We start from the raw sequence: 15,349 nt of genomic DNA, 5'->3' as shown, positions 1-15,349 counted from the left end.
GTTATATTATGCCTCGTAACCTGCATCCCTGACAGCTTTTTTCAGCTCTTCTACATTTATATCAGGTTCATATTCCACGTGGACCTCGCCTTTTTCAAGATCTACTTCCGCTCTGGATACTGAAGTAATATTTTGTAAAGCCTTCTCAACTGCCATCTTGCAATGGCCACATGTCATTCCTTTGACTTTAATATCTATCTTTTCCATAAAATATCACCTGTTTAGGTTATCGTCCAACAATTTAATATATTTGCCTCTCAAATATAGTTAACGCCGTGAATCAGTGGCTAAGATGATGTATATGGATCAAATAATTGCTAAAATTGAAGAATTGAAGACAAAAATGAATGCCGTTATTCTGGCCCATAATTACCAGCGATGTGAAATACAGCAACTGGCAGATTATGCAGGTGATTCACTTGGGCTGAGCCGTCAGGCAGTGGAACATGACTGTGATGTCATTGTCTTTTGCGGGGTGGATTTCATGGCGGAGAGTGCAGCCATTCTTTCCCCGGATAAGCAGGTACTGCTGCCTGCAAAGGATGCCCATTGTCCTATGGCAGCAATGGTCGATGTACCATCCCTCAGAAAAGCAAAGGCAAAAAACCCTGATGCTGCAGTTGTATGTTATGTAAATTCCTCAGCAGCTGTAAAGGCAGAAAGCGATATATGTTGCACTTCCTCAAATGCTGTCAATGTGGTAAATTCCCTTGAGGAAGATAAAGTAATCTTTGTGCCTGATAAGAATCTGGCACATTATGTCTCCCTTCACACAGAAAAACAAATTATTTTCTGGGAAGGTTATTGTCCAGTTCATCACCAGATAATGCCGGAAGAAATCATAATGGCAAAGCAGGAACATCCTGATGCTGAATTCCTGGCTCATCCGGAATGCAGGCCTGAAGTTGTTGAAATGGCAGATGCAGTCCTTAGTACCTCCGGAATTATTGAAAGGGCTGGCAAACCAGGTGTAAACGAATTTATTATCGGGACGGAAAATGGTATTCTCTGCAGGCTTAAAGAACAACATCCTGATAAAACGTTCTATTTTGCTTCTGCCTTTGCCTCATGTGCAAACATGAAAATGGTTACACCTTCCATTTTGCTGGATTCAATGGAAAAAATGCAATATGAAGTGAATGTAGAAGAAAGTATAAGGGAAAAGGCAAAAAAATCCCTTGATCGAATGCTTGAAATTTAATCTGCATTCTTGTACTTAAAGGGCATCAGGCGCTTTTCAAGGGCCGCCTGTATATATTCGATCAACATGTACTTATCATCTCAAGCGATTATCACTTTTGGGATTGTATATAGCATTGTTTATTTCAGATATTTAGTAATTATCCTCCCTTACGACAGTTTGTTTTTTGAGTTTACTGCTTATTAGAAATAACTGACACTCATCAATGGAAAGAAATGCATCGATCATCTCTGAGATATAAAGTAAAGAACTCTCATAAAACCACCATCTCTTTCAGGAAATTATCTTGCATCCTGGGATGCAGGGCTCGTTTTGACACCACGTCCATAGGCAATTCGAGCAAGTCTTCAAGGTAGTCGGCAAGTCCCACAAGGTCAAACAGGGTGGCTTCGGTATCAAAATTGACCAGCACATCAACATCACTTCCCGGCTTTTCTTCTCCCCTTGCATAGGACCAGAAGATTCCGACAACTTCGGCTTTGTACTCCTGCCTGGTCTCTCCCCGGTGCTCTTTAATCAGGAGTTTTATCTCATCCAATCTTGGTGGGATTCTTTTGCTTCTCCTCGTCCAGAAACTTGCTCCATAACTGCACTCATTATCGCCAAATATGCAAGCCCAGCAGTTCCAGTCCCTGTTCTATGAAAAACAAAGCAAAGAGGAGATACAGCACTCCCAGACTTCGAAATAGATGAAGATAGTACTTGCTTTTCAAAAAATCCCTGCTTTTGCCTACAAACAAGGCAATCATAACTTTAGAACCTACAAGCAGGGCATAGAATCCGATAATAAACATTATCCGTGCGAGCCTGTCAACCTCTGCAGTCCTGAAGAGAATCGGTCCTCCGATTGCAATCCAAAGCAGGTAGGGATGGGGGTTCAGGAAATTTGCCAGTATGCCTTTTTCTGGGATTCCTTTTTCTGGTTAGTTATCTCGATATTGATATTTTTGGTCCTTAAAGAAGTAATTCCCAGATGCATCAGGTAAAGTGCCCCTGCCAGGCTTATAAAGGCGATCACCGAATTTTGCTACTGGAAATGTATTAGTATGTAAATCACAGCTGATACTATCAGGAAGTCTTATTAAAGGAGAAATAGCAACCTTAAAACCTTCTTTTGACCCGTGTTGCAGGCTTCCGGAAATTGTTATGACCATCAGTGGACCCGGAGATATGCCTGCAGCAAAACCAAGAAGGGTCCCTGTCATCAGGATTTCTGCAAATTCATACATCATTCTCTCTTCTTATTTACGGGAGGAAGCCATTTACCGGCGTGAAAATTCAGTGTAGTTTGATAATTTCAGTCTGTTCTGCGATTGTCAGTTCAAATTCATCTGCGGGAATGGCCCTGGTAGAAAGGACTTCTTCAAATTTGCCGCTCTCAACCTTTATGTTCCTGCTGGCGGTTACCGTGAGACTCACCTGAGACTGGCCATCTGCAGCATTACCTTCGATCCGGATATCGTATTTGCCTGAAGGTACATCGCATTCGCAGATTTCCGCTACACCCTCTGAAGCTCTTGCACGTCTGGTTATCCATAACAATATCTTTACCCTGACCTTCAGGTCCTTCACTCTTTCGGCTCTCACCGTTAAACGATTGGGCCTTTCTGGTACTTCTGTGTCAGGCATACGACATTTGTATTTTCCACCCTTCACCGGCACGGTCTTGGTAAAGGTCATTGCTACATCCACTGATTCCGCAGAGGATGTGCCACGTATGATGACATCATCTCCTGCCCTGGGTTCTGGTGGTATAATCTCGAAATCCTTGTTTTCTGGAGTATCCATTGTAATTAAAAATGGCTGGTAGTCCTTTATGTTTCTTTCTGATTGCTCGTTACAGAAGCGTATAATAATTATTTTTGTAATTATTATTTTTATAACTATTTGGCTCTGTAGAAATTATCATTTGAATAATTATTAAAGCAGAGATCACCCTGTCTATATTATGGATTAATAATTTGAACTTGACCTCTGACCTGATTTCTGTATTTTGTTGCTCTCAGTTCTTCCCCATATTCCTTTTCAAAACAGAAAACATCGTCTCTACCAGATTTCTGTAATGATAGATGTCTTCATCAAATTCATCTCTCATTCTACGACGGTATACCATTAAATCACAGATTTAATGGGAGTTCCAGATTTCCAATCTGGAACAAAATATATCCATCCCCTTTGTGTTTTGTCTATCCAGAATCACATTGGGGACCTCTTCTTATAAAAATGATAATGTATTAGTGGAAGTTAGAGGAAAGGGTTTCTACAGAGCCGTTTTTTGGAAAGCTTGATCCATGTTTTTTCATACAGATTATATCCCAGAGGAGTTCGATCTTCAGGATAGCCGGAGACAATGGTGCCGCATTCATCGATATACTCAAGAGCATAAAATCCCTGCGACCTTTCGTACAGGGCTTTGAAGAACCTCATATAGAAGTCATCAGGAACTCCATTTTCAGCGCCTGCTATTACTTCCCGGGCTACGACCTTCTCATTCAGAAACTCTGTGACAGCCGATGATATTTGTTTTGTATTGAGGGTCTGTTGTTCTGTATATTGTTCCTCACAGATTTCCTGGACCCCGAGGTTTAAACGTACCCCCAAAAAAAACAACAGAACCTATAAAAAGAAGGGTAATGAAAGTTATGATTATTGTGTTATATCGTCGATTACTGAAAAACATGGGAATGATCAGTCTTGTGCCCGGCGCAATACCATTCGAATGCGGGCCTTCAGTTCTCTCAGGTTGAAAGGTTTTGCAATATAATCGTCTGCACCTGTCTCGATTCCTTCTACCCGGTCATCAACTTCCCCTTTTGCGGTAAGCATTATTATGGGGATGTGGTTATGCAGTTCATCCTCTTTCAGGTGTTTGCACACTTCAAAACCATCCATATCCGGCATCATGACATCCAGAAGAATAAGGTCTGGTGTTTTTCCTCAATATCTTCAAGACCAGTTTTCCCGTTATATGCCTCAACAACATTATATCCTTCTGCCTGCAATGCTCTTTTTGCAGCAATTATGGCATCGGGCTTGTCATCTATTATCAGGATGGTTTGCCTGGAATCTCCCAGCTCTTCAAGTCTTGTTTGTACTGTTTCTTCAGATATTTTCAGTACATCTGCCAGTTCGACTGCAGAAAGGGCCGGATTCTTTTCAAGAAGACTGAGTATTTTATCGTCAAGTTCTTTTTCGGGCATAATGACCACTAAATAATAGTATTCCCATCAAATAGTCTATGCCATTAAAGCCTTTCCAAATATATGGAAGACCTGTTATTCAGAGATATAAGTTGACCATAATTAGAAAGACTTATAAAATATAATGTTGTAAGTAAGCAGGATGGATGTTCTCGAAAAGATATTCGGCAGGACTGCACAGATGACTGTTCTCAAAAACCTGATATCCCATAAGGGGGACTCTACCTATCTCTCAGGAATTGCAGAAGAGACAGGCTTGTCTCATTCGAGTGTTGCCCGTGTAATAGCACCTCTTGTAGAAACAGGTATTGTTAAGGAGAAACCCCTGGGAAAACAGATACGCACTTTCAGTCTCAATATGGATAGTGAATTGACACAGCTTGTCCTTGAATTCTATGATCATATCCACAAGTTTGCCGATTGATTCTTAATAATATTTTTGTTCATCCAATGTGTCCGGATGTACGCTACTGTTATTCTTTCCAAGCATAATTCTTGCAAGACTGCCGGATATGGCCGCAAGGATATTGGATATGTGAAGTGTATAGAATGCAATTATTATTTCCATAATGGAGGTTAGAAGTGCCTCGGCAAACTGTCTATCAGGATTCCTGAATTTCCTGACTACCAGTAGATAGTGGTAAGCGGTGCGAATATAAGTCCAACGATCAGGGTGAAGCAGATAGTCAGTATTATAAGTGTAAAGGTTCTCCTTCAAAATAATTGTCTATCAGAGTATTATTATCCACAAGCACTGTGATTCTCATAAAGAAAAATTGTGGGCCTGTTATTTAGTATTAACTTTCAGGGCATCCTGTACTATTTTCAGGGCGCAGAGTTCACCACACATGGAACATGCATCACTTCCTGTCTTGCGGCTCTGGCGTATGGCAGCAGGTTTTTCACTGTCAATTGCAATGTCAAATTGTTTCTCCCAGTCAAGGTCACGTCTGGCTTGTGCCATCTGGAAGTCTGTTTTTCTTGCCTTTTCACGCTGTCCCTGCCGTGTAAGATCGGCAGCATGTGCTGCTATCTTTGTGATAATCGCTCCCTCTCTGATATCATCTGCGGTGGGAAGGGCAAGGTGTTCCGCGGGAGTGGTCATGCACAGGAAGTCCGCTCCAGACATGCCGGCAATGGTTCCACCAATTGCACCTGTAATATGGTCATAGCCGGGTGCAATATCTGTGACAAGTGGTCCAAGCAGGTAGAGGGGAGCTTCGTGGCATAGTTTTTTCATGCTTTGCACACTCAGCTGCACCTCGTCAGCTGCCACATGACCGGGCCCTTCCACAAAGGTCTGGACATTGGATTTACGTGCCTCTTTTACAAGTTCACCCAGGGTTATGAATTCCATGAATTTTGCATTATCCGAGGCATCATGGATACAACCCGGACGCATTCCGTCACCCAGGCTCAGGGTCATATCATATTCTCTTGCTATCTCTATCAGGTAGTCAAATTCACTGTAGAGGGGATTTTCCTGCTCATTGTGGATCATCCAGGCAATTGTAAATGAACCTCCTCTGCTGACAACATCCATCACCCTTTCCCCTTTACGCAGGCGTTGCAGAGCGTTCTGGTTCACTCCTGCATGAATTGTCACAAAATCGACACCGTCTTCTGCATGTTTGCGCACAGTATTGATGATATCATCGGATGTCATATCAACTACAGTTTTTTGGGATGAAGCCGCCTGATAGATTGGCACTGTACCAAACGGTACATCTACGGTTTCCATGAGAAGTTTGCGGGTGGAATCAAGGTCTCCCCCTGTGGAGAGGTCCATTATGCTGTCTGCCCCATATTTAACGGCAGTTTCTGCCTTTTTAACTTCATCTTCCACATCAACAAAATCTCTTGAAGTTCCGACATTGGCGTTGACCTTGACACCCATACATTTTCCGATGGCTTTTGGAGATGCATCTCTGCGCACATTTTTTGGAATAGTAATAAGGCCCTCTGCAACATACTTTCTTACGATTTCGGGATCAATACCCTCTTTTTCTGCAACCTTATGTATCTGAGGGGGAATGTTTCCCTTCTTTGCTTCATCCATCAATGTCATTTTTAACGCCTGCCGTGCTTAATTCATTCCAGAATAATCCGTATTCGCATATATAGGTTTCACAGGTAAAAAAGGAATTAAAATGAAACTCTATCGTTAACATTTCGCTCCATTAAATAGGTTGGATTGGAATTGTGAAAATGAAGGTATTTCCCGCCCCGGGTTTACTTTCCACTTCTATCTCTCCACCATGTAATTCTATATACTCTTTAGCAAGTGAAAGGCCCAGAATACTGTCATGTGGTTTCATTCCGGATTTGGAATATATTTCTTTAAAAGGTCTGAATAATTCTTCTAAATGGCTCGGGGAAATGCCGAGTCCGGAATCATTTACTTCGAACTTCAGGTCATAACTGCTGTATTCCATACTGATATGTACATCTCTTCCTTCAGGGGTAAAGTGTATTGCATTGACGACGAGATTATACATTGCCTGCTTGATTTTTACTTTGTCCACACTCATTTCCGGTATGTATTCAGGTACATCAATAGTTATTTCAATATTCCTATCCTCTGCAAAAGGTTTAAGGAATTTTAAAATTTCACTGAGTAACTCACCAATGGAAACCATTTCAATATTGAGTTCCATCTTTCCCGCTTCAACATCTGATATTTCCAGAATGGCATCAATTAAACCTATCAACTGTTCCGCACTTTTTTGTATATCATGAATGTGCTTTTGCTGTTTTGGATTGAGTTTTCCATATATATCATTACGAAGCATCTGGCTAAAACCAATTATGTTACCTAATGGAGTTCTAATTTCATGACTCAAATTGGCCTTGAACTCAGAGTTGGTTTTGCTTACTTCCCTGGCATGAAGCCTGGATTCTGCAAGTTCTGCCTCTGCACGCTTGTGGTCTGTAATGTCCTTTACGAATTCGACCGTACCGGTAATTTCACCGGTGGTGGAGTCTTTCAATGGATACCCCAGGAGTTCAAACCATTGTGGTTCTGAGTCCGGCAAACCCTGTACAATATTTCTTTCTGTCTCTCCTGTTTCCATGCATCTCATTATAGGGCAGGGTTTACATGGGCAGTCCCTGTCATGATAAGCTTCATAACATTTCTTGCCTTCAAGGGGTGTATTCCTTGCGTACCACTTATTCATGGCATCATTTACATGTACGATATTCATGTCTGCATCAAGTATGCTGACCCCGTCCTTTATGCTTTCAATGATGCTGTTCAGGAACAACTTGCTCTTAATCAATTCCTCTTCCATGAGTTTGGATTTTGTGGTATCCTTTGCGAAACCTAAATAATAGGTATCTGGAAGTTTAGTAGCAGTTACACGCCACCATCTTATGTTTCCGTCCTTCCTTACAAAATGGAATTCAGTATCAGCAAATCCTTTTTTACCGAAGGTTCCAAAAGTTTCAATGACCCTTCCATGATCTTCTGGGGGTATGAGGTCCATGAGGTTCATCGAGAGGAGTTCCTCTTGCGAATATCCTGTTGTTTCACAGGCTGCTTTATTGACTTCAATATAATCTCCGTTTTTATCTGCGACAAAAATACCATCAGGAGCATTATTAATGTAACTCCTGAACTTTGATTCACTTTTCTTTAGGGCATTTTCACTTGCAAGTCTCAAAATCAAATTCCCAATCTGACGGGCAATTGATTCCAGAATTATTTTTGTATCTTCAGCAATTCCTTCCTGAGTAAAAGAAGAGACGACAAATGAAGATATTGCCTCTCCATTTTCTTTTTTTATGGGGATTATGCCAATTGTTTTCATTTTTTTGATATACTCTTTTTCCTGAAGGGTTCCTGCAATTTCTTCAGGTGGCATATAACGAATTTTACCTTCTTTAACGATTTTTGCCTGTAATGAATCCGCAGGGTAATGCTGGATATTTTTCAATATATCTTCAGGAATGTCGCCCCCACAGGCTATGAAGTCAAATCCACCATTTTTTGATCTAAGGTATATCGCTGTGGCATCAATATCTTTCAGGGAAAGAATATGTTTTGAGAGGGAATGAAAAGCAGTTTGTAAATTATTTGATGAACCAAGTTCAATAGCAATATCCCTTTGGAGGACTAGAAGTCTTTCCTTTTCCACTAAAAGCACTCTCCGGTGAGAGAATAACTATTTATAGGCATATAATATTTTACATAACTATATTTTTGGTTATGTTTTGTATATACAAAAATTTATATCATTTCTAATTTATATTGCATTTGTTTATATATAAGTGCACATTGTTATTTTTATCTTAATGAATACCAAAAGAACCGTTCCCAGCTACCTTTATGTAATCATGGCAACATCTAGTTGCCCTGTATATGACTATTGTTGTATTTGCTGAAAAAAACAAGGCTGCAGCCAAACTTGCGACTATTTTGAGCGGAGGAAATAGTACGAGAGAACATGTGGCTGACCTGCCGGTATATTCCTTTGTAGCTAAAGGAGATAAATACAAGATAATCGGTCTTGCCGGACACATTACATCCTATGATTTTGATCCGGCTTACCGGGACTGGAAGGCAATTGACCCTGCGGTCCTGCTGACAGCTGACCCGATCAAAAATATCACCAAGAAAAATTATGAACGGGCTGTCAGGCAACTTGCAAAACAGGCAGATTCCATTGTACTTGCATGTGACTATGACCGGGAAGGAGAGAATATCGGTTTTGAGGCACGTGATATTGCTTTGCAGGTCAAAAAAGTACCGGTAAAAAGGGCCAGGTTTTCTTCCCTGTCTGCAAATGAGGTCCAAAAGGCTTTTAGTAATCTTGTAGAGCCGGATACCAATCTGGCCCTGTCTGCGGATACCCGCCAGATACTTGACCTGAGAATGGGTGCGGCTTTTACCCGTTTTATGACCCTTGCTGTCCGGGAGAAGGCATACACCAAAAGTATCCTGTCAATTGGTCCCTGCCAGACTCCAACATGTGGTTTTGTATATGAAAGAGAAAAAGCCATCCGTAATTTTAAACCTGAGGATTTCTGGAAGATAGAAGCGGTTTTCCAGGCAGGATCCAGTGAATTTGAGGGTGTGCACCGTAAAGGCAACATACGGGATGTTGGACTTGCAAAACAAATATATGAAAAACTGCAGGGTACCAGAGAAGCAACCGTGTTTCGCCTCAATATCAAAGAAAAACAGATCAATCCTCCTTATCCTCTAAATACGAATGAATTCCTCAAACGGGCTTCCAAATTCCTGGATATCAGTCCGGAAAAAGCCCTGGAAATAGCAGAGCAGCTTTACCTGGCCGGCTTTATCAGTTATCCCAGGACAGAAACAAACCGCTATCCTGAAGATCATGACTTTAAATCCATGCTTAAAAACCTTCTCCGGATAGGGGAATACTCCTTCTTTGCAGAAAATTTACTCAAAACGACAGTATCTCCACGTAATGGGACAAAGGATGGCCATGATCACCCGCCTATCCATCCTATAAAGGCAGTTTCCGAAAAACAGGTCAAAAATGCAGTTAAACTGGATAATTCCTGGAAGGTATATGACCTGATTGTGCGTCATTTTCTTGCCAATCTTATGGATCCTGCCCTCTTTGAAAAAACTCACATGGAAGTGCATGTGAAGGATGAGCCTTTTGATTGTAAGGGTTCGGTTATGAAATCCGAAGGGTGGAAACAGGTCTATCCGTTTGAAATATCAAAAGAAAAACTTCTTCCTCCGGTAGCAGAAGGGGATAAGGTGGCTGTAAATAAGATCACAAACACCAAATCCCAGACCACACCCCCCAAACGTCTAACTGAAGCTGAACTTCTGACCCTTATGGATAAACATGGTATCGGAACCAAGGCAACAGCCCCTTCACACATCGAAACAAACAAGAAAAGAGGCTATTTTGAGATTAAAGGCAAAACCATTTCTATGCTGGATACCGGCTTTAATCTCATGGATGCACTGGGGATTTCAGTACCTATATTGATACAACCTGAAATCAGGGCAAAAATTGAAGGGTTGATAGAAGATGTCGAGGAAGGAAAGAAATCCTTTGACGAGGCCATCAGTGAAGGTACCACCCTTATACAGAAAATGTATACCCGGCTCAAAGCCGGTAAAGGTGACATTGTGCTGCGTATTACAGGTTCTATAAAAGATGAAAAACTGGCTGAAAATAAAAATAATCACATTGGCAAATGCGATAAATGTGGCAGGACGCTGAGTATTATACGTACTGATAAGGGTCGTTTTGTAGGGTGCAGCGGCTATCCGGATTGTCGCAATACATATCCTCTTCCCCGAAAAGGTTCCCTGGATGTAATGCGCTCCCGGCAGTGCAAAATGGGCGGATTTGCCGTACTCAAGGTCGGTGGTGGAAAATATTACTGGAGTGTTGGAGTAGGTCCATGCTTTAATTGTGAAAAGCAAAAACTATGCTTCCCGCCTACTGTGATAGGAAAATGTCCTTCCTGTGGCTGTAACATGATATTGATTGAGACCAAAGATTCGAAATTCGTGGGATGTGCAGGACGCTGTGGTTTTACATGTTCATACCCCCAAAAGGGTCGTGTTACACTGCGCAAGGAAATCTGTGAAGAATGTGGGTGGAAAATAGTCAGAGTAAAGGAACCCAAAAAGGATGCCAGGCATTATTGCATTAACCGCAAATGCAATAAAAAATTCAAGAATCTTCTTTGAGGTTATATTATGTGTGCCAAAGGGACCTACTGCCTTATACTGAAAACGGATGGATGTACTGTTGGTGTAGGCAGTCTCAAATCCATAGTATTTGAGGCAGGCTATTATATTTATGTGGGGTCTGCACTTGGCCCCGGCGGACTCAAACGTATGCATCGCCACCAAAAGCTTGCCCGTCAAAAGGACAAAAAACCCAGATGGCATATTGATTATTTACTTACCCATTCGGATTTTGAATATGTGGATGTTGTCTACACCTGCGCTGAAAAACATATCGAATGTGGCATTGCTGCCAATCTGCAGGGAACTTATGTGTCGAAATTCGGTTGTTCGGATTGTTTCTGTCAATCCCATCTCTTCCACAGGTTAACCTGTCCTGTAAATGAAATAAAATCAGCAATCGAGGATATCGGGCAAAAACCAAAAATATTGAGTGAAAATGATGATTTCTGAGAATCACCATTCATTCTCAAAATTATCTCTGTATGTAATTTCTGCAAGGGATTTCCTCGTGGATGACCTTTCTTCATCTGTCGGATGGCCTATTGCGATAACTGCCATAAGTTCCATATCTGCCGGTGCTTTGAGAATTGAGTTCACTTTCTCTTCCTGATTGAGTATTTCTCCCACCCAGACAGCACCCAGGCCGAGTTCATTGCATGCAAGGAGCATGTTCTCTATCGAAGCACCTATGGACTGGATGTCCTTGGTACGATTGTATCCGCTTTCCTTATCATAATAGAATGCAACAAGTACTTTAGCTCCTTTCACAGTGTCACTGTAATGGGTACAACCGGCTAGTTGCTCGATAGTATCTTCCCTGCGAATCACCACAAACTTCCAGGGCTGGTTATTGAGTCCTGAAGGAGCCCAGCGGGCACATTCTAACAGAGTTGTGATGGCCTCATCATCCACATCCTTTTCCGTAAAACGGCGTACACTTCTGCGGTTGTATATATTATCTAACGTGTTCATGTTTTCCTCCAAAAAAGGAAAAGAAAAAATGGGGTTATTTTTCGTTGAGTTCACTGTTGAGCCAGGGCATCATGGCACGCAGTTTCCTGCCTACCTCTTCCACCGGGTGTTCCCGATCCTGCCGTTCCATTGCTTTGAGGACAGGATTGTTGGCTTTTTTTTCCAGTACGAAATCTTTTGCAAATTCACCATTCTGGATGCGCTCCAGGGCTTCATACATTGCCAGTCTGGATTCATCGTTGATGACCCTGGGTCCCACTGTCATTCCACCGTATTCTGCTGTGTTGGAGACAGAGTACCACATTTTTTCCAGTCCGCCTTCGTGGATGAGGTCTACGATAAGTTTGACTTCGTGCAGTGTCTCAAAATAGGCCATTTCCGGTTTGTAACCTGCTTCGACAAGAACCTCAAAGGAATTCTTGATCAGGGAAGCAACGCCACCACAGAGGTCTACCTGTTCACCAAAAAGATCGGTCTCGGTTTCCTCGCGGAAAGTTGTTTCAATGACACCTGCACGGGTACATCCCACACCCCGGGCATGGGCAAGGGCCAGTTTCTTTGCATTGCCTGTAGCATCCTGGTAGATAGCGATCAGACCGGGCACACCGGCATTGTCCATGTAGGTCCTCCGGACCAGATGTCCCGGACTCTTTGGAGCAACCATATAGACATCAACGTCTGCAGGGGGGATGATCTGATTGTAGTGGATGTTGAACCCATGGGAAAAGACAAGTGCATTACCTGCTTCAAGCCCCGGCTCGATTTTATCCCTGTATACATCAGCCTGTACTTCGTCGGGCATAAGAATCTGGATAATGTCGGCTTCCCTTGCAGCATCTTCAACAGACATAACCTTCAGGCCGTCTTCTTCTGCCTGTTTCCAGCGTCTGCTACCAACCCTCAGGCCGACCACTACATCAAGACCGGAGTCATGAAGGTTCTGTGCCTGGGCGTGTCCCTGGCTGCCATAACCGATAACTGCAATCTTCTTGCTATCCATCACTGAAAAATCAGCATCTTCATCGTAATATAGGTCTACCATTTATTTCAATCTCCTGTTATATATTATAGTTATGAATTTTTTGAGCCCCTAGTTAGGGCAATTCTTCCTGTTCGGACAAGTTCCTTGATTCCGAAGGGTTTGAGAAGTTTCTCGATAGCTGCAATTTTTTCTTCATCACCGGTAACTTCAATGATAATGGATTTTGAAGCCACGTCAACAATACGTGCACGGAAGATATCAACTATCTGGATAATTTCGGCCCTTGTATCCTTATCGGACTTAACCTTGATAAGAGCCAGTTCCCTTTCCACGGATTCGTCAGCATCAAGATCTGTAACACGAATCACATCGATCAGCTTATTCAGTTGTTTGCTAACCTGTTCTACGACATGGTCATCTCCGCGGACCACCAGGGTCATTCTGGAGACGTTAGGATTTTCGGTAACTCCTACTGCAAGACTATCGATATTATAACCGCGTCTTGCAAAGAGCCCTGCCACCCTTGACAGCACTCCGAACTTGTTCTCTACCAGAACTGCAAGTGTGTGTCTCATTCTTTCCTCTCCAGGTCAAGTATTTCATTGATAGGTGCACCTGCAGGCACCATTGGCGATACGTTCTCTTCACATTCCACAATAAAGTCTATAATTACCGGTTTTCCGGAATCCATCGCTTTTTCAAGAGCCGGTTTGACTTCTGAAGTTTTCTCGACCCTGATACCAACCGCACCATAAGCTTCGGCCAGTTTCACGAAATCAACACTGTCCCGGATGCAGGTATGTGAATAACGCTTTTCAAAGAATAATTCCTGCCACTGCCTGACCATTCCCAGATAACCGTTGTTCATTATTGCTACGATCACCGGAATGTCATTCTGGACAGCAGTTGCGATTTCCTGGGAATTCATCTGGAAAGAACCATCACCTGCAATATTGAAGACAACTCTATCCGGCTTTCCGACCTTGGCACCGATTGATGCAGGATAGCCGTATCCCATTGTCCCAAGTCCCCCGGATGTGATGAAACTGCGAGGTTGGCTAAATTTGTAATATTGGGCTGCCCACATTTGGTGCTGGCCGACTTCAGTAACTATGATAGCATCTTTGCATGCTTCATAGATCTGCTCAATAATGTACTGGGGTTTGAGCCCGTCCTGTTCACCAACATAGTGCAGGGGATAGGATTTTTTCCATCCCTCTATCCTGTCAAGCCACTCTTTTCTGGTTTCTTTCTCAACAGGCTTTACATATTTGTTAAGGGAGGCAAGGATGTTCTTTGCATCCCCTACAATCGGTATATCCACCGTTATGTTCTTGGAAATCTCGGCAGGATCGATGTCAATGTGCAGGATTTTTGCGTTGGGTGCAAAGGATGCAAGTTTCCCTGTCACACGGTCGTCAAATCTGGCACCGACTGCTATGAGAAGATCACATTCCTGTATGGCGTAGTTGGCATATTTAGTTCCGTGCATGCCGGGCATTCCCAAATAAAGAGGATGTTGTGTAGGGAAACCGCCTATACCTGTAAGGGTTGTAGTTACAGGTGCCTGTAGATTCTCGGCAAACTGTATCAGTTCCTTGCTTGCGCAGGAGCCCAATATTCCGCCGCCTGCATATATCAGAGGCTGATGGGCCTTTTCAATCGCTGATGCAGCTCGCTTTACCTGCTGGAGATTACCCTTGTAGGTTGGCTTGTAACCTTTCAGGTCCACTTTATCCGGGTAGGTAAATTCGATTTCCTCGGTTGTGACATCCTTGGGCAGATCTATCAACACGGGACCGGGCCTTCCTGTTGATGCAATGTGGAAAGCCTCTTTGATTATACGGGGCAGGTCCTTTGCATCCTGCACAAGATAATTGTGCTTGGTGATTGGCATTGTGATGCCGGTTATATTTGCTTCCTGGAACGCATCATTACCTATCATTGAACGGGGCACCTGTCCTGTGAGTGCGACCATTGGTATAGAATCCATGTAGGCATTTGCAATACCTGTTACAAGGTTGGTGGCTCCGGGTCCGGAGGTTGCAAGACATACACCAACCTTGCCGGTTGCCCTTGCGTATCCTTCTGCGGCATGGGCTGCTGCCTGTTCATGCCTGACAAGAATGTGTCTGAGATCGGATTTGTATATCTCATCATATATGTGAAGAAGGACACCACCGGGATAGCCGAAGATAACCTCCACATTTTCTTCATAGAGGCACTCGATGATTGCGCGTGCACCTGTCATCTTGTTGTTATTTTCACTCATTATATCCCTTCGTTTTCTTCTCTTG

At 42.8% G+C, this 15,349-nt stretch carries 19 protein-coding genes and 1 pseudogene; 4 read left to right on the top strand and 16 right to left on the bottom strand.

All coding sequences use genetic code 11. From position 1 onward, the window contains the following. Positions 1-6: 6 nt before the first annotated feature. Positions 7-207 carry a heavy-metal-associated domain-containing protein gene (locus CI957_RS00865; protein WP_096711475.1) on the bottom strand — a complete coding sequence of 67 codons (201 nt, stop codon included), beginning with the start codon at positions 205-207 and terminating at the stop codon, positions 7-9. Positions 208-292: 85 nt separating this feature from the next. Here CI957_RS00865 and nadA point away from each other — a divergent pair, with 85 nt between their 5' ends. Further along, positions 293-1,201: a quinolinate synthase NadA gene (nadA, locus tag CI957_RS00860; protein ID WP_128754020.1), complete on the top strand. Its 909-nt coding sequence runs from the start codon at positions 293-295 to the stop codon at positions 1,199-1,201. 253 nt (positions 1,202-1,454) lie between these two features. On the opposite strand, the gene CI957_RS00855 is transcribed toward nadA, so the two are convergent. The 8 genes and pseudogenes from CI957_RS00855 to CI957_RS10795 form a co-directional block, all read right to left on the bottom strand. Then, positions 1,455-1,739: a nucleotidyltransferase family protein gene (locus CI957_RS00855; protein ID WP_241645759.1), complete on the bottom strand. Its 285-nt coding sequence runs from the start codon at positions 1,737-1,739 to the stop codon at positions 1,455-1,457. A 58-nt stretch (positions 1,740-1,797) separates the two neighbouring features. Next, on the bottom strand, positions 1,798-2,112 hold the full coding sequence (locus CI957_RS11185; protein ID WP_096711478.1) for a LysE family transporter: 315 nt from the start codon (positions 2,110-2,112) through the stop codon (positions 1,798-1,800). 12 nt (positions 2,113-2,124) lie between these two features. After that, positions 2,125-2,433, bottom strand: a complete 309-nt coding sequence (locus CI957_RS00845; protein ID WP_096711479.1) for a hypothetical protein — start codon at positions 2,431-2,433, stop codon at positions 2,125-2,127. Positions 2,434-2,479: 46 nt separating this feature from the next. Next, positions 2,480-2,989: a hypothetical protein gene (locus tag CI957_RS00840; RefSeq protein ID WP_096711480.1), complete on the bottom strand. Its 510-nt coding sequence runs from the start codon at positions 2,987-2,989 to the stop codon at positions 2,480-2,482. Between the two features lie 49 nt (positions 2,990-3,038). After that, positions 3,039-3,308, bottom strand: a pseudogene (locus tag CI957_RS00835) (IS5/IS1182 family transposase); the annotation flags it as partial. A 137-nt stretch (positions 3,309-3,445) separates the two neighbouring features. Further along, a complete protein-coding gene (locus tag CI957_RS00830) occupies positions 3,446-3,802 on the bottom strand; it encodes a hypothetical protein (RefSeq protein WP_128754019.1) in 357 nt (118 codons plus the stop codon). A gap of 87 nt (positions 3,803-3,889) precedes the next feature. Further along, positions 3,890-4,105 (bottom strand): response regulator transcription factor, encoded by a 216-nt coding sequence (locus CI957_RS10800; RefSeq protein WP_241645754.1) that lies wholly within the window; start codon positions 4,103-4,105, stop codon positions 3,890-3,892. Next, complete coding sequence (locus CI957_RS10795) at positions 4,102-4,401, bottom strand: AsnC family transcriptional regulator (protein WP_241645751.1); 300 nt, start codon at positions 4,399-4,401, stop codon at positions 4,102-4,104. Before CI957_RS10795 ends, CI957_RS10800 begins: the two co-directional genes overlap by 4 nt. A gap of 142 nt (positions 4,402-4,543) precedes the next feature. On the opposite strand from CI957_RS10795, the gene CI957_RS00820 reads away from it, so the two are divergent. After that, positions 4,544-4,825 carry a helix-turn-helix domain-containing protein gene (locus CI957_RS00820; RefSeq protein ID WP_096711482.1) on the top strand — a complete coding sequence of 94 codons (282 nt, stop codon included), beginning with the start codon at positions 4,544-4,546 and terminating at the stop codon, positions 4,823-4,825. Positions 4,826-4,828: 3 nt separating this feature from the next. On the opposite strand, the gene CI957_RS10550 is transcribed toward CI957_RS00820, so the two are convergent. The 3 genes from CI957_RS10550 to CI957_RS00810 form a co-directional block, all read right to left on the bottom strand. Further along, positions 4,829-4,969 carry a hypothetical protein gene (locus CI957_RS10550; RefSeq protein ID WP_164908987.1) on the bottom strand — a complete coding sequence of 47 codons (141 nt, stop codon included), beginning with the start codon at positions 4,967-4,969 and terminating at the stop codon, positions 4,829-4,831. A gap of 219 nt (positions 4,970-5,188) precedes the next feature. Beyond that, positions 5,189-6,469, bottom strand: a complete 1,281-nt coding sequence (thiC, locus tag CI957_RS00815) for a phosphomethylpyrimidine synthase ThiC (protein WP_128754018.1) — start codon at positions 6,467-6,469, stop codon at positions 5,189-5,191. A 112-nt stretch (positions 6,470-6,581) separates the two neighbouring features. Continuing rightward, positions 6,582-8,540, bottom strand: coding sequence for a PAS domain S-box protein (locus CI957_RS00810; RefSeq protein ID WP_096711485.1), 1,959 nt, complete (start codon positions 8,538-8,540; stop codon positions 6,582-6,584). Between the two features lie 224 nt (positions 8,541-8,764). Between CI957_RS00810 and CI957_RS00805 the strand changes: the two genes are divergently transcribed. Together CI957_RS00805 and CI957_RS00800 are read left to right on the top strand one after the other, a co-directional pair. Continuing rightward, positions 8,765-11,095: a DNA topoisomerase gene (locus tag CI957_RS00805; protein WP_128754017.1), complete on the top strand. Its 2,331-nt coding sequence runs from the start codon at positions 8,765-8,767 to the stop codon at positions 11,093-11,095. Between the two features lie 9 nt (positions 11,096-11,104). Beyond that, positions 11,105-11,548 (top strand): DUF123 domain-containing protein, encoded by a 444-nt coding sequence (locus CI957_RS00800; RefSeq protein WP_096711487.1) that lies wholly within the window; start codon positions 11,105-11,107, stop codon positions 11,546-11,548. A 3-nt stretch (positions 11,549-11,551) separates the two neighbouring features. On the opposite strand, the gene CI957_RS00795 is transcribed toward CI957_RS00800, so the two are convergent. Genes CI957_RS00795 through CI957_RS00780 form a run of 4 tightly spaced genes read right to left on the bottom strand, consistent with a single transcriptional unit; the run spans position 11,552 to position 15,324 of the window. Then, positions 11,552-12,070: a nitroreductase gene (locus CI957_RS00795; RefSeq protein WP_128754016.1), complete on the bottom strand. Its 519-nt coding sequence runs from the start codon at positions 12,068-12,070 to the stop codon at positions 11,552-11,554. 34 nt (positions 12,071-12,104) lie between these two features. Then, on the bottom strand, positions 12,105-13,112 hold the full coding sequence (gene ilvC / locus CI957_RS00790; protein ID WP_096711489.1) for a ketol-acid reductoisomerase: 1,008 nt from the start codon (positions 13,110-13,112) through the stop codon (positions 12,105-12,107). 29 nt (positions 13,113-13,141) lie between these two features. After that, positions 13,142-13,627, bottom strand: coding sequence for an acetolactate synthase small subunit (gene ilvN / locus CI957_RS00785; RefSeq protein ID WP_105460589.1), 486 nt, complete (start codon positions 13,625-13,627; stop codon positions 13,142-13,144). Continuing rightward, entirely contained in the window at positions 13,624-15,324 is a 1,701-nt protein-coding gene (locus CI957_RS00780; protein WP_172425441.1) for an acetolactate synthase large subunit, read from the bottom strand. The genes ilvN and CI957_RS00780 overlap by 4 nt, the downstream gene beginning before the upstream one ends. Positions 15,325-15,349 lie beyond the last annotated feature (25 nt).

The organism is Methanohalophilus sp. WG1-DM (genome assembly GCF_004104135.1).
Taxonomy (GTDB): domain Archaea; phylum Halobacteriota; class Methanosarcinia; order Methanosarcinales; family Methanosarcinaceae; genus Methanohalophilus; species Methanohalophilus euhalobius.
Note: the sequence above shows the minus strand (reverse complement) of the source record. Positions and strands in the feature narration are given on the sequence as shown.